Annotated in this window: 21 protein-coding genes; all 21 read left to right on the forward strand. The window is 63.7% G+C overall.

All coding sequences use genetic code 11. The features are described 5' to 3' along the window. Window positions 1–6: 6 nt before the first annotated feature. Window positions 7–369 carry a 50S ribosomal protein L18 gene (gene rplR / locus FJ471_RS09990; RefSeq protein WP_140802997.1) on the forward strand — a complete coding sequence of 121 codons (363 nt, stop codon included), beginning with the start codon at window positions 7–9 and terminating at the stop codon, window positions 367–369. 74 nt (window positions 370–443) lie between these two features. Further along, a complete protein-coding gene (gene rpsE, locus FJ471_RS09995) occupies window positions 444–1007 on the forward strand; it encodes a 30S ribosomal protein S5 (RefSeq protein ID WP_032933400.1) in 564 nt (187 codons plus the stop codon). A 25-nt stretch (window positions 1008–1032) separates the two neighbouring features. Further along, window positions 1033–1230: a 50S ribosomal protein L30 gene (gene rpmD, locus FJ471_RS10000; RefSeq protein WP_027170355.1), complete on the forward strand. Its 198-nt coding sequence runs from the start codon at window positions 1033–1035 to the stop codon at window positions 1228–1230. 22 nt (window positions 1231–1252) lie between these two features. Next, window positions 1253–1726, forward strand: a complete 474-nt coding sequence (gene rplO, locus FJ471_RS10005) for a 50S ribosomal protein L15 (protein ID WP_140802998.1) — start codon at window positions 1253–1255, stop codon at window positions 1724–1726. A gap of 256 nt (window positions 1727–1982) precedes the next feature. Continuing rightward, window positions 1983–3323: a preprotein translocase subunit SecY gene (gene secY, locus FJ471_RS10010; protein ID WP_140802999.1), complete on the forward strand. Its 1341-nt coding sequence runs from the start codon at window positions 1983–1985 to the stop codon at window positions 3321–3323. Continuing rightward, a complete protein-coding gene (locus FJ471_RS10015) occupies window positions 3320–3910 on the forward strand; it encodes an adenylate kinase (protein ID WP_140803000.1) in 591 nt (196 codons plus the stop codon). Before secY ends, FJ471_RS10015 begins: the two co-directional genes overlap by 4 nt. Window positions 3911–4142: 232 nt before the next feature. Continuing rightward, complete coding sequence (rpsM, locus tag FJ471_RS10020) at window positions 4143–4511, forward strand: 30S ribosomal protein S13 (RefSeq protein WP_027170351.1); 369 nt, start codon at window positions 4143–4145, stop codon at window positions 4509–4511. Between the two features lie 124 nt (window positions 4512–4635). Beyond that, window positions 4636–5025, forward strand: coding sequence for a 30S ribosomal protein S11 (gene rpsK, locus FJ471_RS10025; RefSeq protein ID WP_006205444.1), 390 nt, complete (start codon window positions 4636–4638; stop codon window positions 5023–5025). Window positions 5026–5123: 98 nt separating this feature from the next. Then, entirely contained in the window at window positions 5124–6134 is a 1011-nt protein-coding gene (locus FJ471_RS10030) for a DNA-directed RNA polymerase subunit alpha (protein WP_040983001.1), read from the forward strand. Between the two features lie 104 nt (window positions 6135–6238). Then, on the forward strand, window positions 6239–6670 hold the full coding sequence (gene rplQ / locus FJ471_RS10035; RefSeq protein ID WP_140803001.1) for a 50S ribosomal protein L17: 432 nt from the start codon (window positions 6239–6241) through the stop codon (window positions 6668–6670). A gap of 190 nt (window positions 6671–6860) precedes the next feature. After that, window positions 6861–8354 carry a DegQ family serine endoprotease gene (locus FJ471_RS10040; protein ID WP_140803002.1) on the forward strand — a complete coding sequence of 498 codons (1494 nt, stop codon included), beginning with the start codon at window positions 6861–6863 and terminating at the stop codon, window positions 8352–8354. A 104-nt stretch (window positions 8355–8458) separates the two neighbouring features. Beyond that, window positions 8459–9769, forward strand: coding sequence for a replication-associated recombination protein A (locus tag FJ471_RS10045; protein ID WP_140803003.1), 1311 nt, complete (start codon window positions 8459–8461; stop codon window positions 9767–9769). Between the two features lies 1 nt (window position 9770). Continuing rightward, complete coding sequence (locus FJ471_RS10050) at window positions 9771–10061, forward strand: hypothetical protein (protein ID WP_140803004.1); 291 nt, start codon at window positions 9771–9773, stop codon at window positions 10059–10061. Next, window positions 10058–10441 carry a DUF930 domain-containing protein gene (locus tag FJ471_RS10055; protein WP_246684674.1) on the forward strand — a complete coding sequence of 128 codons (384 nt, stop codon included), beginning with the start codon at window positions 10058–10060 and terminating at the stop codon, window positions 10439–10441. The genes FJ471_RS10050 and FJ471_RS10055 overlap by 4 nt, the downstream gene beginning before the upstream one ends. 159 nt (window positions 10442–10600) lie before the next feature. Further along, on the forward strand, window positions 10601–11428 hold the full coding sequence (locus FJ471_RS10060) for an aspartyl/asparaginyl beta-hydroxylase domain-containing protein (RefSeq protein WP_140803005.1): 828 nt from the start codon (window positions 10601–10603) through the stop codon (window positions 11426–11428). Between the two features lie 176 nt (window positions 11429–11604). After that, window positions 11605–12573: a helix-turn-helix domain-containing protein gene (locus FJ471_RS10065; RefSeq protein ID WP_140803006.1), complete on the forward strand. Its 969-nt coding sequence runs from the start codon at window positions 11605–11607 to the stop codon at window positions 12571–12573. Window positions 12574–12733: 160 nt separating this feature from the next. Further along, window positions 12734–14251, forward strand: a complete 1518-nt coding sequence (adh, locus tag FJ471_RS10070; RefSeq protein WP_140803007.1) for an aldehyde dehydrogenase — start codon at window positions 12734–12736, stop codon at window positions 14249–14251. Between the two features lie 65 nt (window positions 14252–14316). Further along, window positions 14317–14682 carry a DUF779 domain-containing protein gene (locus tag FJ471_RS10075; protein WP_140803008.1) on the forward strand — a complete coding sequence of 122 codons (366 nt, stop codon included), beginning with the start codon at window positions 14317–14319 and terminating at the stop codon, window positions 14680–14682. A 123-nt stretch (window positions 14683–14805) separates the two neighbouring features. Further along, window positions 14806–15786, forward strand: coding sequence for an RluA family pseudouridine synthase (locus FJ471_RS10080; protein WP_140803009.1), 981 nt, complete (start codon window positions 14806–14808; stop codon window positions 15784–15786). Window positions 15787–15831: 45 nt separating this feature from the next. Beyond that, window positions 15832–16707: a DMT family transporter gene (locus FJ471_RS10085; RefSeq protein ID WP_140803039.1), complete on the forward strand. Its 876-nt coding sequence runs from the start codon at window positions 15832–15834 to the stop codon at window positions 16705–16707. Window positions 16708–16775: 68 nt separating this feature from the next. Beyond that, window positions 16776–17591 carry an ATP12 family chaperone protein gene (locus FJ471_RS10090; RefSeq protein WP_140803010.1) on the forward strand — a complete coding sequence of 272 codons (816 nt, stop codon included), beginning with the start codon at window positions 16776–16778 and terminating at the stop codon, window positions 17589–17591. Window positions 17592–17838 lie beyond the last annotated feature (247 nt).

The raw sequence follows: 17838 nt of genomic DNA on the forward strand, positions 1-17838 counted from the left end.
GACATTATGGCAAGCCCCAAAGAGACCATCCAGCGCCGCGCGCAGCGCGTCCGCCGCCAGTTGAAGAAGGTCGCCGGCACGCGGCCGCGGCTTTCGGTGCACCGCACCTCGAAGAACATCTACGTCCAGGTCATCGACGATGCCAACGGCCACACGCTGGCCGCTGCTTCGACGCTCGAGAAGGACCTCAAGGGTTCGCTCAAGACCGGCGCCGACACCGCGGCCGCCGCTGCGGTCGGCAAGCTGATCGCCGAGCGCGCTTCGAAGGCCGGCGTCAAGGAAGTCGTCTTCGACCGCGGCCCGTACATCTACCACGGCCGCGTCAAGGCGCTGGCCGAAGCTGCCCGCGAAGGCGGCCTCAGCTTCTAATTTCGCCGCTGATGACCCAAAGCGGCATCGGCAAACAGCAACCCGTGCTTCCGGAAAAGAACAAGGACTAGGATATGGCACAGGAACGTAGAGAAGGCGGTCGCGGCCGCGAACGCGAAGAGCGTGACGACGGCATGGTGGACAAGCTCGTCCACATCAACCGCGTCGCCAAGGTGGTGAAGGGTGGCCGTCGTTTCGGTTTTGCCGCTCTCGTCGTCGTCGGCGACCAGAAGGGCCGCGTCGGCTTCGGCCACGGCAAGGCGCGCGAAGTGCCGGAAGCGATCCGCAAGGCGACCGAGTCGGCCAAGCGCGACATGATCTTCGTGCCGTTGCGCTCGGGCCGCACGCTGCATCACGACGTCGAGGGCCGTTGGGGCGCCGGACGCGTTCTGTTGCGCGCCGCCAAGCAGGGTACCGGCATCATCGCCGGCGGTCCGATGCGCGCCGTCTTCGAGACGCTCGGCATGCATGACGTGGTCGCCAAGTCGATGGGTTCGTCGAACCCCTACAACATGGTTCGCGCCACCTTCGACGCGCTGAAGAGCCAGATGCATCCGAAGGATGTGGCTGCCGCGCGCGGCATCAAGTACTCGACCCTTCAGGCCCGCCGCGGCACCGCCGTTGCGGCTGAAGAATAGTCGACGCTGACCAGGGATTTCGACCATGGCCAAGAAAGCTACCAAGACCATCACCGTCGAGCAGATCGGCTCGCCGATCCGCCGGCCGAAGGAGCAGCGCGCGACGCTGGTCGGCCTCGGCCTGAACAAGATGCACAAGCGGCGCACGCTGGAAGATACCCCTTCCGTGCGTGGCATGATCGCCGCCGTCCAGCACCTCGTCCGCGTCGTGGACGAGGCCTGAACGGAAGCGCAGGAGAAGAATCATGAAACTCAACGATCTGCGTGACAAGGACGGCGCCACGCACTCCAAGAAGCGCCTCGGTCGCGGCATCGGCTCCGGCTCGGGCAAGACCGCCGGTCGCGGCGTCAAGGGCCAGAAGGCTCGCTCGGGCGTTGCCATCAATGGCTTCGAGGGCGGCCAGATGCCGCTCTACCGGCGCCTGCCGAAGCGTGGCTTCAACAACATCTTCGCCAAGAGCTTCACCGTCGTCTCGCTGGCCAAGATCCAGGCAGCCATCGACGCCAAGAAGCTCGACGCCAAGGCGACCGTGACGGCCGAGGCCCTGGTTGCCGCCGGCGTCATCCGCCGCGCCAAGGACGGCGTGCGCGTTCTCTCCGACGGCGAGCTCAAGGCCAAGGTTTCCTTCGACGTCGCCGGCGCCTCCAAGGCCGCGATCGAGAAGATCGAGAAGGCTGGCGGTTCGGTGAAGCTGCCGGAAGCGGCCGCCGCCGAGTAACGGCGATTTGAAGCGCGGCCGATCGGGATGATTCGCATTTTCCGTCGAACCGCACTTTGATCTGGTGAATTGGGCGGCCGCGTCAACGCGGCCGCTTGCATGTTTACGGTCCGGAGCTTATCTCGTGAGCTTCGGTGACACGCGCCGCCTGAGCTGCGGGCATCGAGCGTGACATGGAAATCAATGAAGTAGAGCATGACGTTGTCCGAAAACCGCTCCACATTTTTCGGCACCATGCTCTAGCGGAGAATCAGGCATGGCTTCGGCTGCTGAACAACTAGCCTCCAATCTGAATTTCGCGGCCTTCGCCAAGGCCGAGGATCTCAAGAAGCGCATCTGGTTCACTGTCGGCGCGCTGCTTGTCTACCGCCTCGGCACCTACATACCGCTTCCCGGCATCAATCCCGACGCCTTCGCCCAGGCCTTCTCTTCGCAGAGCAAGGGCGTGCTCGGCATGTTCAACATGTTCGCCGGCGGCGCCGTGCAGCGCATGGCGATCTTTGCGCTGGGCATCATGCCCTACATCTCCGCCTCCATCATCATGCAGCTGATGACGTCGGTCATCCCGTCGCTGGAAGCGCTGAAGAAGGAAGGCGAGCAGGGCCGCAAGATCATCAACCAGTACACGCGCTACGGCACCGTGCTCCTGGCGCTGATCCAGGCCTACGGCATTTCGATCGGCCTCGAAGGCGGCAACGGCATCGTCAACGATCCCGGCATGTTCTTCCGCATCTCGACCGTCGTCACGCTGGTCGGCGGCACCATGTTCCTGATGTGGCTCGGCGAGCAGATCACCGCGCGCGGCATCGGCAACGGCATCTCGCTGATCATCTTCTCCGGCATCGTCGCCGGCCTGCCGCGGGCCATCTCCGGCACGCTGGAGCTCGGCCGCACGGGAGCGCTGTCGACAGGCCTCATTCTGGCAATCATCGTGCTGGCCATCGTCGTCATCGCCGTGATCGTGTTCTTCGAACGCGCCCAGCGCCGCCTGCTCATCCAGTATCCGAAGCGCCAGGTCGGCAACCGCATGTTCCAAGGCGATACCTCGCATTTGCCGCTGAAGCTCAACACCTCGGGCGTCATCCCGCCGATCTTCGCGTCCTCGCTGCTACTTCTGCCGGCGACGGTCGCCGGCTTCTCGCAGGCGACGAACCTGCCGGCCTGGGCAAGCACGGTCCTGGCTTCGCTCGGCCACGGCCAGCCGCTCTACATGATCTTCTATGCGGGCATGATCGTCTTCTTCGCCTTCTTCTACACGGCGATCGTCTTCAACCCGAAGGACACCGCCGACCAGCTCAAGAAGCACTCCGGCTTCATCCCGGGCTATCGTCCGGGCGAGCGCACCGCCGAATATATCGACTATGTTCTGACGCGTATCACCGTCATCGGCGCCATCTACCTGGTGCTGGTCTGTCTGCTGCCGGAATTCCTGATTTCGGCGACTGGCGTACCTTTCTACCTCGGTGGCACATCGCTTCTGATCGTGGTCAGTGTCACGCTCGACACGGTGGCGCAGATTCAGGGTCACCTGATCGCGCACCAGTATGAGGGCCTGATCAAGAAGTCGAAGTTGCGCGGGGGGAAGAGGAGCAGATGAGGCTGATATTGCTTGGGCCGCCAGGAGCGGGCAAGGGGACGCAAGCACAAAGACTGGTAGAAAAACACGGCATCCCCCAGCTCTCGACGGGTGACATGCTGCGTGCCGCCGTCCAAGCCGGAACCGAGGTCGGCAAGCGCGCCAAGGCGGTTATGGATGCCGGTGAGCTGGTCTCGGATGCAATCGTCAACGCCATCGTCGCCGAACGCATCGATCAGCCGGATTGCGCCAAGGGTTTCATCCTCGACGGTTATCCGCGCACGCTGGTCCAGGCCGACGCGGTCGAGGCCATGCTCGCCGAACGCGGCATTGCGCTCGACACCGTCATCGAGCTTGTCGTCGACGACAAGGCGCTGGTCGGCCGAATCGTCAAACGCGCCGAGGATGCCAAGGCCGCCGGCCAGCCGGTGCGCAAGGACGACAACCCGGCGGTGTTCGAGGAACGCCTGCGCGAATACTACAAGAAGACGGCGCCGCTGATCGGCTACTACTACGCCAAAGGCAAGCTCAAGACCGTCGACGGCATGGCCAGCATCGATGCAGTGACCACCGAGATCGGCAAGGTGCTCGCGGCTGCGGCGAAGTGAGCCGGGCCGGCAATTAAAGATTGCGCTTGGCGACAATTGAAGATTGCGCTTGACTGGATTGGGCCCTTGGGGTATGGCGGCCCGTCTTCCTATCAGGCATGGACTTTGCTTGCCCTTGCGGGCAAGGCAGTTGCTTTGAACTAGGAAACTCCCGCGAGGGCCGGCCTCCACCGGACGCGGGGCAACTTCGATAGCGCCGGCTTGTCCGGCCCAAATGGAGAAAGAGAAGAAAATGGCTCGTATAGCCGGCGTCAACATTCCGACCAACAAGCGCGTCGTCATTGCGCTTCAGTACATTCACGGCATCGGCAAGAAGTTCGCCCAGGAGATCGTCGACAAGGTCGGCATCCCGGCGGATCGCCGCGTCAACCAGCTGACCGACGCGGAAGTGCTGCAGATCCGCGAGACGATCGACCGCGACTACCAGGTCGAAGGCGACCTGCGCCGCGAAGTCTCGATGAACATCAAGCGGCTCATGGACCTCGGCTGCTACCGCGGCCTGCGTCACCGCCGCTCGCTGCCGGTTCGCGGCCAGCGCACGCATACCAATGCGCGCACCCGCAAGGGCCCGGCCAAGGCGATCGCCGGCAAGAAGAAGTAATTGAGCGAATAGTGAGTAGCCGTTAGCGAGTAGGGACCCTACTCGCCATTCCCTACTCACTACTCGCTTCTAAGGTGGAGCCGCTGGCATTACGGCGGTGTAGAGATCAACTGAAAGGACTACCATGGCCAAGGAAGCCGCTCGTGTTCGCCGTCGCGAACGCAAGAACATCTCGTCGGGCGTTGCCCACGTCAATTCGACCTTCAACAACACCATGATCACCATCACCGACGCGCAGGGCAATTCGATTGCCTGGTCGTCGGCCGGCGCCCAGGGCTTCAAAGGTTCGCGCAAGTCGACCCCGTTCGCCGCCCAAATGGCTGCCGAGGACGTCGCCAAGAAGGCGCAGGAACACGGCATGCGTATGCTCGAGGTCGAGGTCTGCGGACCCGGCTCCGGTCGTGAATCGGCCCTTCGCGCGCTGCAGGCGGCCGGCTTCACCATCACCTCGATCCGCGACGTGACGCCGATCCCGCACAATGGCTGCCGTCCGCGCAAGAAGCGCCGCGTCTGATTTTTTAAGCGCCGCGCGAACGCCACGGCGTTCCTCCGCGGTTTTCCGTGTCGCCCGCCACGATTGGATGGTGGCGGGGCAAAGGAAGGAAGACATTTATGATCCAGAAAAACTGGCAGGAACTGATCAAGCCGAACAAGATCGAGTTCTCGTCGAAGAAGAAGACGCTGACCACGCTGGTGGCCGAACCGCTCGAACGCGGCTTTGGCCTGACGCTGGGCAACGCGCTGCGGCGCGTGCTTCTGTCTTCGCTGCGCGGCGCGGCTGTGACCGCCGTGCAGATCGACGGCGTGCTGCATGAATTCTCGTCCATCGCCGGCGTGCGCGAGGACGTGACCGACATCGTGCTCAACATCAAGGAAATCGCCATCCGCATGGAAGGCGATGGTCCCAAGCGCATGGTCGTGCGCAAGCAGGGCCCGGGTGCCGTGCTCGCCGGCGACATCCAGACCGTGGGCGATGTCGAGATCCTCAACCCCGACCACGTCATCTGCACGCTGGACGAGGGCGCCGAGATCCGTATGGAGTTCACCGTCGACACCGGCAAGGGCTATGTGCCGGCAGAGCGCAACCGCGCCGAGGACGCGCCGATCGGCCTGATCCCGGTCGACAGCCTCTACTCGCCGGTCAAGAAGGTCTCCTACAAGGTCGAGAACACCCGCGAAGGCCAGGTTCTCGACTATGACAAGCTGACCATGACGATCGAGACCAACGGCTCGATCTCGGGCGAGGACGCGGTCGCTTTCGCCGCCCGCATCCTGCAGGACCAGCTCGCGCTCTTCGTCAACTTCGACGAGCCGCAGAAGGAAGTCGCGGCCGAAGCCGTCACCGAGCTCGCCTTCAACCCGGCGCTGCTCAAGAAGGTCGACGAGCTCGAGCTTTCGGTGCGTTCGGCCAACTGCCTGAAGAACGACAACATCGTCTATATCGGCGACCTGATCCAGAAGACCGAAGCCGAGATGCTGCGCACCCCGAACTTCGGCCGCAAGTCGCTGAACGAGATCAAGGAAGTGCTGGCCGCCATGGGCCTCCATCTCGGTATGGAAGTGCCGGACTGGCCGCCGGAAAACATCGAAGACCTCGCAAAACGTTACGAAGATCAATATTGAGCATGAATTCCAAGGATCGGCGGCGTGAGCCGCTCGATCCGACGGTCATGCGGAAAACCATCAGAGGCCGTGGCCTCTTGAACAACTGAAGAAGGAAAAGAGCCATGCGCCACGGTTTCAAAGGCCGTCGTTTCGCCCGCAGCATCAGCCACCGCAAGTCGATGTTCGCCAACCTCGCCGTGTCTCTGATCGAGCACGAGCAGATCGTCACCACCCTGCCGAAGGCGAAGGACCTGCGTCCGATCGTCGAGAAGCTGGTGACGCTCGGCAAGCGCGGCGACCTGCACGCCCGCCGCCAGGTAATCGCGCAGATCGGCAATGAAGGCGTCGTCAAGCGCCTGTTCGAAACCCTCGCCCCGCGCTACGCCACCCGCAACGGCGGCTACCTGCGCATCATGAAGGCAGGCTTCCGCAAGGGCGACAACGCTGCCATGGCGGTCATCGAGTTCGTCGACCGCGACACTTCGGCCAAGGGCGCCGGCGACCGCGCCCGCCTCGAGGCAGAAGGCACCAATGAGGAAACCGCGGCCGCCTGAGGCCGGCGTTTTCGTCAATGACTTCAAGGGGCCTACGGGCCCCTTTTGCATATGGAAGAGGTTTGAGCCGGGCGAGCGGAATTTCAGATCCGAGCTCACGCTTTTGCGCGACAAGCGCCGCATTTGTGTGCATTAGCCTTTCATTCTGCACAATCGTCGGGACAATGGCGCCCGATCTGGAGGATTCGGAATGCACCTCAAACGACTGTTTCTTGTCGCGGTTTGCGCGCTGGCCGTCTTCGCCGCGACACCGGCCGCAAGACAGGCTTTTGCCGAGGACGCCGCCAAGCCGGCCGATCCGGGCCTCTCCGATGTGCTGACCGATCTCCTGCATGGCGTCGAAGGCGAGAACGGCACGTCCGGTCCCGACAAGCGCGTGCCGTTTGGCCGCGAGGAGGTGCAGCTCTCCTTCGCGCCGCTGGTCAAGCAGACGGCGCCGGCGGTGGTCAATGTCTATGCCTCGCAGACCGCCAAGGTGACCTCGCCCTTCGAGGGCGATCCCTTCTTCGAGGAGTTCTTCGGCCGCGCCCAGCCGCGCGCGCAGTCCTCGCTGGGCTCGGGAGTGCTGGTCGATCCGAGCGGCGTCATCGTCACCAATTTCCACGTCATCAAGGACGCCGACGAGGTTAAGGTCGCGACCGCGGACGGCCGCGAGTTCACCTCGAAGGTCATGCTCAAGGACGAGACGCTCGATCTCGCCGTGCTCAAGATCTCGGCCGACAAGCCGTTCCCGGTGATTGCCATCGGCGATTCCGACGCGCTCGAGGTCGGCGACCTGGTGCTTGCCATCGGCAACCCATTCGGCGTCGGCCAGACCACCACCAGCGGTATCGTCTCGGCGCTTGCCCGCAGCCATATCGGCGTCTCGGATTCAGGCTATTTCATCCAGACCGATGCGGCCATCAACCCTGGCAATTCGGGCGGCGCGCTGATCAACATGGGCGGCCAGCTGGTCGGCATCAACACGGCCATCTACAGCCGCAGCGGCGGCTCGATCGGCATCGGGTTCGCCATTCCCTCCAACATGGTGCGCGCCTTCGCCGACGCCGCCAAGGCCGGACTGGACTTCTTCGAGCGTCCCTATATCGGCGCGGAATTCGAAATGGTGACCCCGCAGATCGCCGAATCCCTTGGCATGGAAAAGCCGACCGGCGCATTGGTCTCCACGGTGGACGCCACGGGGCCAGCGGGCAAGGCGGGCCTGAAGCCTGGCGACGTCGTCCTGTCGCTCAACAACACGCCAGTCGAAAGCATCGAGGCGCTCGACTACCGCATGGCGACGCTGTCGATCGGCACCAAGGCGACCTTCGCCGTGCTGAGCAAGGGGCAGCAGGCGACGCTGGAAATCCCGCTGGAGCGCGCGCCGGAAGGCGCCAAGCCCAGCGAAGTCACCTTGCGCGGCCGCAGTCCCTTTTCCGGCGCCAAGGTCGCGGAACTGTCGCCCAGGCTTGCCCAGCGGCTTGGCCTTCGCACCGATCTCAAGGGCGTCACCGTCATCGATATCAGCCGCGATTCGCCGGCCGCCGATTTCGGCTTCCAGCCCGGCGACATCGTGCGTGAGGTGAACGGCACCACCATCGACACCGCGGCGACGCTGGCGCAGGTTGCCCAGCAGGACACGCGCTGGTGGCGCTTTACCGTCGAGCGCGGCGGGCAGATACTGCGCCAGGTGTTGCGCTACTGAGGTGGTCTTCCCATTTAGAGCATGATCCCGAAAAGTGGGAACCGGTTTTCGGGTAAGATCATGCTCCAAAACGAGCGGGATCGCTTTTCAACCAAAAGACTTGCATGGCCGATCTGTTCAGTTCCGATGAACCGGAGAAAGTGGCGCCCGGGCGACCGCTGGCCGATCGGCTGCGCCCGAAGAACCTAGGCGAGGTCGTCGGCCAGGAGCATCTGACCGGCCCCGACGGCGCGCTGACCAGGCTGATCGATTCCGGTTCGCTCGGCTCGATGATCTTCTGGGGTCCGCCCGGCACCGGCAAGACGACGGTGGCGCGGCTGTTGGCCGGCGAGACCAATCTTGCCTTCGAGCAGATCTCCGCCGTGTTTTCCGGCGTCGCGGATCTCAAGAAGGTCTTCGAGGCGGCGAAGCTCAGGCGTGCCAACGGCCGCCAGACGCTGCTCTTCGTCGACGAGATCCATCGCTTCAACCGCGCCCAGCAGGACGGTTTTTTACCGGTGATGGAAGACGGCACCGTAGTGCTGGTCGGCGCCACCACGGAGAACCCGTCCTTCGAGCTGAATGCAGCGCTTCTGTCGCGAGCGCGCGTTCTGGTGTTCCGTTCGCTGGGCGAGGAAAGCATCGCCAAGCTTCTGGCGCGGGCGGAAGAATCCGAGGGCCGGCCGCTGCCGCTCGATGAAGAGGCGCGCGCGATGCTGATCCGCATGGCGGACGGCGACGGCCGCGCCTCGCTGACACTGGCCGAGGAAGTCTGGCGCGCCGCGAAAAAAGGCGAGGTGTTCAGCCCTGAGGGCCTGCAACGCGTCATCCAGCGCCGCGCGCCGATCTACGACAAGGGCCAAGACGGCCATTACAATCTGATCTCGGCGCTGCATAAGTCGGTGCGCGGTTCCGATCCGGATGCGGCCCTCTACTATCTTGCCCGCATGTTCGATGCCGGCGAGGATCCGCTCTATCTCGGCCGCCGGCTGGTGCGCATGGCTGTGGAGGATATCGGGCTTGCGGATCCGCAGGCGCTTGTCGTCGCCAATGCCGCCAAGGACGCCTATGATTATCTCGGCTCGCCCGAGGGCGAGCTCGCCTTCGCCCAGGCCACCGTCTATCTGGCCACGGCGCCGAAATCGAACGCCCTCTACACAGCCTTCAAGGCTGCGACCGCGGCCGCCAAGGAGTTCGGCTCGCTGCTGCCGCCAAAACACATCCTCAACGCGCCGACCAAGCTGATGAAGCAGGAAGATTACGGCGCCGGCTATCGCTATGACCATGACGAGCCGGACGCGTTTTCGGGCCAGGACTATTTTCCGGAGAAGATGGGTCGGCGCGCTTTCTACGATCCGCCGGAGCGCGGTTTCGAGCGCGATATCCGCAAGCGGCTGGAATACTGGGCAAAGCTGCGCAGCGAACGGAACGGTTGAGTTGCGTGCCCCTGCGGTCGGCACGCTTCGTCGCGAAGCCGCGCCATGGGGCATACCCGCATCGATCGCCCTGCACGCGCTGCTCGCCGCGGTGCTGGTGTTGATGCCGCTGCCCAAGCCGCCAAAACGGCTGGAGGAAGAGCGGGTCTCGGTCGACATTCTGACGCCCCGGCAGTTCGAAGCCGCGACGCGGCCGACGCCGGCACAGGCAATGGAAGCACCGCCGCAGGTGCCAAAGCCGCAACCCGCGCTAAACCGACTGCTCCGCAACCTTCCACCCAGCCCGCCATGATCCATGCGGGCGAAATGCTGTCGGGAAAGACACTGGCCGATCCGCGCAGCCGGCATGCACGCGCGGACCTGGCAACCTTCGCCTCCGAGGAGCGTATGGTGCAGCTTTGCAATATCGAGGCCCAGGACCAGATCCACAAATGGCGTCCGGACTTCCAACCGGAGCGCGTCGTGCCTTACGCAACCGCCGAGGAGAAGGTGAGGGGCACCACGATCGAGGCGGAGGGCGCCGCCTTTCGCAGTCGCCGGAACTGGCACGGGCTGAAGTTCAATTGCGAGCTCGCCGGAGATGGCGAAAGCGTCGTCGGCTTCGAGTTCCTGGTCGGCGATCCCCAGAGACAGATGGGACGAGCTTGGCTTACCGGCCGTGCACTGAGATAAAGTGGAGTATAAAACTCCAAATATTTGCTCCGACCGACCACCCGGACCGGTGCGGCGGCATTGTGCCGGGAAACAAAAAATCTTATCAAGACGCACGGCAGGCGGGGGTCGCCGTGATTTTGGCTCATGGAACAGGATCGCGCTCCCGCGCGAATGACAATGACAAAGCAAACCGTCAAGACGCTCCGCAAGGCCGCCATCGCGGTCGTGGTCCTCGCGCTCGCTTTCTACTTCATCCCAATCATCACGGCGATCTGGGTCGCCTGCGGCCTGATCGACGTCATGCGCAACGACCAGAAGAACCGGAACCTGTTCGAGCGCTACTTCCTCGGCAATGGCCTGTTCACCTGGCTGCTGGCGCCGTTCAACCTGATCGTCGATCTCCTCTGCTATCGCAACCCCGGGGTCTGGAAGCCCGAGCAGTTCCCTGAGGACTATCAGCGCGAGATCAACGAGGTCCTGGGCGTCTTCAAGGCCCGCAAGGACGAGATCATCGCCGACATCGACGCCAATTTCGGCACTGGCCGGCGCGGCATGTATGTCTACCAGTGGTACGGCAAACACAAGATCGACAACGTTCCCGAATTCAACAAGGACTACAAATACATCAAGACGATCGCGGTATCCGTTTTCAGCAAGCGCGAATCCACATCCTGGCATTTCGGTCCGCTGCGCCTCAGCCTGCGCATCCTCTACAATCTGATCCCGGTGAAGGCGGAGATCTTCGTGCAGTGCGGCAGCAAGAAGAACTACTGGTACGACAACCCGCTGTTCATCTTCGACGACACGCTGTTCCACCGCTCGGTCAACGAATATGATGGCCGCCGCTATTGCGTCTTTGTCGATATCATCCGGCCGTCCCCATTCCCGAAGCTGATCGCCGGCCTTCTCGCCATCGTCTCGGTCAGCGTGGAACGCATCAATTCCATCTTCTACAAGAACTGGAAAATGATCGGCTCGTCCAAGCCGAAGGCCGCCGCCAACTGATTTTGCACCAGGCCGCAATCCTGGTTCGGCCGACATCCGGCCGAACCAGCGAAACCCACTCTTGAACCAACGTCCTATAGCGCCGCGGGGCTCCCGCCGTTAAAACTCTTCCATCGGATATATCCGTACGGATATAACGACGAGCGGAAGGAGGATCCGCTCGCTGGGAGGATGGTTTGAGCGGACGGCAAGCAGCCGGTCATGCGGATTTTGTCCAGGCCTCGATCGCCAGGAGCGACGCGGCCCGTTCGGCGCTGGTCGCCTCGTGGCAGCGCTCCCTGCAACTGCATCACCTCGATCCGGCAGAACGCACGGCGCCCAGGCGGCTGACCGAGGTTGAATTGCGGTGGGCCCGTCAGCGTATGGAGCGGATGATCCGCGCGGCGGAAGCTAGCCTCAACCGGCTCTATCTGGCGGTAGGCGGCGTCGGCTGCTGCGTGATGCTGGCCGATCGCGACGGCACCCCGGTCGAGCGCCGGGGCGCGGTCGCCGACGACGAAACCTTCGACGAATGGGGCCTGTGGACCGGCACGGTCTGGAGCGAGGACAGTGAAGGCACCAACGGCATCGGCACCTGCCTTGCCGAACAGCGGGCGCTAACCATCCATCGCGACCAGCATTTCTTTTCGCGCAACACGCTGATGAGCTGCACCACGGCACCGGTCTACGACCATGAAGGCAATCTGGCGGCCGCGCTCGACGTATCGTCCTGCCGCTCGGACCTGACGGAAGGCTTCGTCCAGCTTATCTCGGTCGCGGTGGGCGATGCCGCGCGCCGCATCGAGGCGGAAAATTTCCGCTTGTTCTACTCCAATGCCCGCATCCTTTTGGCGCCGGTCGCAGAACGCGGCGCCGGCGCGCTGATCGCGGTCGACCAGGACGACCTGGTGATCGGCGCGACCCGGTCGGCGCGCCTAGCGCTTGGCATTACCGGCGAAGTCCTGGCCAAGGGACTGCTGGCTGCCGATGTTCTCGGCGATTCCGCCAAGGCTGCCGAAGACCTCGACGACGCCGAACGCGGCGCGCTGCAGCGGGCGATGGCGCGCGCCGGCGGCAATGTCTCGGCGGCGGCGCAGAGCCTCGGCATCTCGCGCGCGACGCTGCATCGCAAGCTCGCGCGTTTCGGCATACGCCGCCCGCACTGAAACAAGCTGTCATTTCGGTGAAATGTCAAAATGACCTGTCGCAGTTCTGCGACAGTCGGCACCGGCGATCGATCGGCCCCGGGCTGACAAGCCGGCGTTGATCCGCGACCCTTCCTCTCCAGCGCGCCGCATCCCGCGGCGTGGTTTTTGGGAGGATGCGATGAACAAGGTGGAATTCTCGCGCACGGCCAAGGTTCCGTTCGCCAAGCGCTACGACAACTTCATCGGTGGCAAGTGGGCAGCACCGCTCTCAGGCAGGTATTTCGAGAACATCTCGCCGGTCACCGGCCGGCCATTGGGCGAGATCGCCCGCTCGGATGCCAAGGACATCGATGCCGCGCTCGACGCCGCTCACAAGGCCAAGGACGCCTGGGGCAAGACCAGCCCCGCGGCACGCGCGTTGATCCTCAACCGCATCGCCGACCGTATGGAAGACAATCTCGACCTTCTGGCGCTCGCCGAGACCTGGGACAACGGCAAGCCGATCCGCGAGACGACCGCCGCCGATCTCCCCCTGGCCATCGACCATTTCCGCTACTTCGCCGGCGTGCTGCGCGGCCAGGAAGGCTCGATCTCCGAAATCGATCACGACACCGTCGCCTATCACTTCCACGAGCCGCTCGGCGTCGTCGGCCAGATCATTCCCTGGAACTTCCCGCTGCTGATGGCTGTATGGAAGCTCGCGCCCGCACTTGCCGCCGGCAATTGCGTGGTGCTGAAGCCGGCCGAGCAGACCCCGGCAACGATCATGCTGTGGGCCGACCTCATCGGTGACCTTCTGCCCGAAGGCGTGCTCAATATCGTCAACGGCTTCGGCCTCGAGGCCGGCAAGCCGCTCGCCTCGTCGAACCGCATCGCCAAGATTGCCTTCACCGGCGAAACGACGACGGGCCGGCTGATCTCGCAATATGCCAGCCAGAACCTCATTCCGGTGACGCTCGAGCTTGGCGGCAAATCGCCCAACATCTTCTTCCAGGACGTGACGGCGGAAGACGACGATTTCTTCGACAAGGCGATCGAGGGCTTCGTCATGTTCGCGCTCAACCAGGGCGAGGTCTGCACGTGTCCCAGCCGCGCGCTCGTGCATGAGAAGATCTACGACAGGTTCATCGAGCGCGCGCTGAAGCGTGTCGAGGCGATCGTCCAGGGCGATCCTCTCGATCCCGCCACCATGATCGGCGCGCAGGCGTCGAGCGAGCAGCTGGAAAAGATCCTGTCCTACTTCGACATCGGCCGCCAGGAAGGCGCCGAGGTGTTGACCGGCGGCGAGCAGAACCATCTGCCGGGCGACCTTGCCGGCGGCTACTACGTCAAGCCGACCGTGTTCAAGGGCAACAACAAGATGCGTATCTTCCAGGAGGAGATCTTTGGCCCCGTCGTGTCCGTGACGACCTTCAAGGACGATGACGAAGCGCTGTCGATCGCCAACGACACGCTCTACGGCCTGGGCGCCGGCATCTGGAGCAGAGACGCCAACCGCTGCTACCGCTTCGGCCGCGCCATCCAGGCCGGGCGGGTCTGGACCAACTGCTACCACGCCTATCCGGCGCATGCCGCCTTCGGCGGCTACAAGCAGTCCGGCATCGGCCGCGAGAACCACAAGATGATGCTCGACCACTACCAGCAGACCAAGAACATGCTGGTCAGCTACAGCCCCAAGAAGCTCGGCTTCTTCTGATCCTCCCAGGGCCGAAGGGAGGGCGCGGTTCACCCGCGTCCTCCCGTCATGTGGAGGAGGTTTCGATGGATAGTGGTTCATTGGGCAAAGTGTCGGCCACACCGGAGGCCTTGGCGCTGCTTGCCGAGATTATCGCCGATCACGGCCCGGTTCTGTTCCACCAGTCCGGCGGCTGCTGCGACGGCTCGTCGCCGATGTGCTATCAGCGCGGCGAGCTCATGATCGGCGACAACGACGTGAAGCTCGGCGAGATCGGCGACACGCCGGTCTATATCAGCGCCTCGCAATATGAGGCGTGGAAGCACACCGACCTGACCATCGATGTGGTGAAGGGCAGGGGTGGCATGTTCTCGCTCGACAATGGCCGCGAGAAACGATTCCTGACGCGCTCGACGATCTGCGCCGTTCCGCCGCCATATTCCGGCGACTGAGCGAATAGCCTGGTCGGCATCCAGCGCGACGATTGGGGTAATCGTCCGGCTTTGTTGGGCCTTTGGCTCGCAACATCCTCGCCTTAGTGCTATGGCGCCGCTTTCGAATGGAAAAGCGAAGTCATGGCAAGTGTTGAACAGATCACGGTGGAGGCCGGCGAGGCGGGCATGCGGCTCGACCGCTGGTTCAAGGTCCATTATCCGGGCCTCGGCTTCGGCCACCTGCAAAAGCTCTTGCGCTCCGGCCAGGTCCGCGTCGACGGCGGCCGGGTGAAGGCAGACACGCGCGTCGAGCCGGGCCAGACCGTGCGCGTGCCGCCGCTGGAGGTCGACAAGAAGGGCGATACCGCGCTCACCGGCCACTCGATCCGCAACCAGGGCGACGCCGATGTGCTCGCCAAGATGCTGTTGCATGAGGACCCGAAGGTCTTTGTCTTCAACAAGCCGGCCGGCTTGGCGGTGCAGGGCGGCTCGGGCGTCACCCGCAATGTCGACGACATGCTGGAGGCCTGGCGCAACCAGAAGGGTGAGAAGCCGCGCCTCGTCCATCGCCTCGACCGCGACACGTCCGGCGTGCTGGTGGTGGCCCGCACCCGTCTTGCCGCGATGAAGCTTTCGGAAGCGTTCCGCGCGCGCGAAACCAAGAAGACCTATTGGGCGCTGGTCAAGGGCGTGCCGCCGAAGCGCGAGGACAAGATTTCGACTTGGCTGATCAAGGAGCCGACTGAGGACGGCGACCGTGTACGCGTGGCCGCGCATGGGGAAAAAGGCGCCGACCACGCTGTGTCCTTCTACCGCATCATCGAGCAAGCGGCACAGACCATGAGCTGGCTTGAAATGGAGCCTTATACCGGCCGCACACACCAGCTTCGCGTTCATGCCGCCCATATCGGCTGCCCGATCATCGGCGATCCCAAATATTTCGAGGCCGATACAAACTGGGATTTCCCAGGCGGCATCCAGAACCGGCTGCATCTCCATGCCCGCCGCATTGTCATCCCGCATCCCGACCAGGGCGTGATCGACGTGACGGCGCCGATGCCGCCGCATATGCGCCAGAGCTGGAACCTGCTCGGCTTCGACGAACAGAGCGCGGAGGACTGAGGTTTGACAGCTGCGCCCGTACTGGATCGCCGCGATGCGGTCGACATGGCGGCGGCGGCCATCATGGTCGGGCTGACCTTCTCCTGGGGGCTGAACTACGTCGCCGCCAAGGTCTCCTATGCAGGCTACGATCCTGTCTTCGTCTCGATCGCCCGTTCGCTGATCGGGGGAGCCTGCGTGCTCGGATGGTGCCGGCTGCGCGGCATCAAGCTGTTCGAAGCGGATGGGACGCTGGCCGCCGGCATCGTCGTCGGCGTGCTCTTCGGCGTCGAATTCCTCTGCCTCTATATCGGGCTCGAATACACGACCGTTGCCCGCAACACGCTCCTGGTCAACACCATGCCGTTCTGGGTGCTGATCGGCGGTCATTTCCTGCTTGGCGAGCGCATCAACGCGCGCAAGCTCGGCGGTCTCGTTCTCGCCTTCTGCGGCCTCGCGGCGGTTTTCTCCGACGGTATCTCTGCCGGCAGCGACGCGACACTGACAGGCGATCTGCTCAGTCTCGGCTCGGGCATTCTCTGGGCGGCGACCAGCATCGTCATCAAGCGGTCGAAGCTGGTCGAGACGCGCGCGGAGAAACTGCTGCTCTATCAGCTGGCCGGCGCCGCCATTGTAGGTGCCCTGGTGATGCCTTTCGCCGGCCCGCCGATCCGCGCGGTTGCCGCCTTGCCGACACTGGCGCTGCTGTTCCAGTCTTTCTATATCGTTGCCTTCACCTATGTGTTGTGGTTCTGGCTGCTCACGCGCTATCCGGCGGCAAGCCTCTCGATCTTCGCCTTCCTGTCGCCGGTGTTCGGCGTCCTGTGCGGCGCGGTGCTGCTCGGCGAGCCGCCGACGGCCAGGATAATCCTGGCGCTCGGCCTGATCGCCGCCGGGCTGATCATCGTCAACCGCTCGGCGCGCAGGCAGCCAGCACCATAGGCGTTCGCCGCAATTCCGGACGGAAAACCACTTCACACTTTTCCTGGAATTGCTTTAAGGAGTTCGGCATGCGCGACATCCTCGAAGACCTCGAAGCCGGCAAGCTGCTGTCCGATCCCGATCCCGTGCGCCGCGCCCAGATCCAGATGAAGACGCCGCTGCCGAAGCGGTTCTACAAGGCCGTTTCGCTGGCTCCCGGCGAGAATGGTTTTGCCGTTCATCTGGACGGCCGGCCTGTGCGCACGCCGGGCAAGGCCGTGATGGCGCTGCCGACCGAAAAGGCTGCAGCGCTCGTGGCCGATGAATTCAGCGCGCAAAGCGAGGTCATCGATCCGGTGACGATGCCCGTCATGCGGCTCGTCAACACCGCCATCGACGGCGTCGCCTCCGATCCGCAGGCGGTTTTGGAGGATGTGCTGCGCTTCGCCTCGTCCGATCTCTTGTGCTACCGGGCCGACGGCCCGCAGGGACTGGTCGATCGCCAGAACAAATTCTGGGATCCGGTGCTCGACTGGGCGCGCGGCCACCTTCGCGCGCACTTCAACCTTGCCGAAGGCGTCATCCATGTCGAGCAGCCGCGCGAGACCATCGCCGTCCTCGGCGCGCATCTTGGCCAGCGTGCCGAGCCGATGCGGTTGGCCGCCATCCATGTCATGACGTCCCTGACCGGATCGGCGCTTCTGGCGTTGGCTGTCGATTTCGGCGAGCTCGACGGCGAGGAAGCCTGGGCCGCGGCTCATGTCGACGAGGACTGGCAGATCGAGCATTGGGGCCAGGATGCAGAGGCGGTCGCCCGCCGCTCGGCCCGCAAGCGCGACATGATGGCGGCGGTCAGCCTGCTCGAGGCGCTGCAAGGCCAAAGCAATTCCAGGAAAAGTGCGTAGCGGTTTTCCGTCCGCAATTGCGTAAACAAAACCTGGAGTGGATCGGCGATCCCCAGAGCCGAGCCACTCCACACACTGCGCCGCTTTCGCAGCGCACCTAATACCAAAGTCATAATCCCATTGTCGCGGTGCCTTTGGCCCGCCCTTTCTGTCATTTTTTCTTCGTTGGCTGCGTTTTTGAGTCCGCGTTCGGAGGAGCACGGATGGTGGCGCGCAGTCATCGAGGACAGACGGGATCTCACGGGAG

It is taken from the genome of Mesorhizobium sp. B2-7-1 (genome assembly GCF_006440735.1).
Taxonomy (GTDB): domain Bacteria; phylum Pseudomonadota; class Alphaproteobacteria; order Rhizobiales; family Rhizobiaceae; genus Mesorhizobium.

Coding starts and splice junctions, on each gene's coding strand:
- FJ471_RS10090 (WP_140803010.1), top strand. CDS start 16,776: ATGCGCGACATCCTCGAAGACCTCGAAGCCGGCAAGCTGCTGTCCGAT.
- rplQ (WP_140803001.1), top strand. CDS start 6,239: ATGCGCCACGGTTTCAAAGGCCGTCGTTTCGCCCGCAGCATCAGCCAC.
- FJ471_RS10045 (WP_140803003.1), top strand. CDS start 8,459: ATGGCCGATCTGTTCAGTTCCGATGAACCGGAGAAAGTGGCGCCCGGG.
- rpsM (WP_027170351.1), top strand. CDS start 4,143: ATGGCTCGTATAGCCGGCGTCAACATTCCGACCAACAAGCGCGTCGTC.
- adh (WP_140803007.1), top strand. CDS start 12,734: ATGAACAAGGTGGAATTCTCGCGCACGGCCAAGGTTCCGTTCGCCAAG.
- FJ471_RS10060 (WP_140803005.1), top strand. CDS start 10,601: ATGACAAAGCAAACCGTCAAGACGCTCCGCAAGGCCGCCATCGCGGTC.
- rpmD (WP_027170355.1), top strand. CDS start 1,033: ATGGCCAAGAAAGCTACCAAGACCATCACCGTCGAGCAGATCGGCTCG.
- FJ471_RS10080 (WP_140803009.1), top strand. CDS start 14,806: ATGGCAAGTGTTGAACAGATCACGGTGGAGGCCGGCGAGGCGGGCATG.
- FJ471_RS10055 (WP_246684674.1), top strand. CDS start 10,058: ATGATCCATGCGGGCGAAATGCTGTCGGGAAAGACACTGGCCGATCCG.
- FJ471_RS10075 (WP_140803008.1), top strand. CDS start 14,317: ATGGATAGTGGTTCATTGGGCAAAGTGTCGGCCACACCGGAGGCCTTG.
- secY (WP_140802999.1), top strand. CDS start 1,983: ATGGCTTCGGCTGCTGAACAACTAGCCTCCAATCTGAATTTCGCGGCC.
- rpsK (WP_006205444.1), top strand. CDS start 4,636: ATGGCCAAGGAAGCCGCTCGTGTTCGCCGTCGCGAACGCAAGAACATC.
- FJ471_RS10015 (WP_140803000.1), top strand. CDS start 3,320: ATGAGGCTGATATTGCTTGGGCCGCCAGGAGCGGGCAAGGGGACGCAA.
- FJ471_RS10040 (WP_140803002.1), top strand. CDS start 6,861: ATGCACCTCAAACGACTGTTTCTTGTCGCGGTTTGCGCGCTGGCCGTC.
- rpsE (WP_032933400.1), top strand. CDS start 444: ATGGCACAGGAACGTAGAGAAGGCGGTCGCGGCCGCGAACGCGAAGAG.
- FJ471_RS10030 (WP_040983001.1), top strand. CDS start 5,124: ATGATCCAGAAAAACTGGCAGGAACTGATCAAGCCGAACAAGATCGAG.
- rplR (WP_140802997.1), top strand. CDS start 7: ATGGCAAGCCCCAAAGAGACCATCCAGCGCCGCGCGCAGCGCGTCCGC.
- rplO (WP_140802998.1), top strand. CDS start 1,253: ATGAAACTCAACGATCTGCGTGACAAGGACGGCGCCACGCACTCCAAG.
- FJ471_RS10085 (WP_140803039.1), top strand. CDS start 15,832: ATGGCGGCGGCGGCCATCATGGTCGGGCTGACCTTCTCCTGGGGGCTG.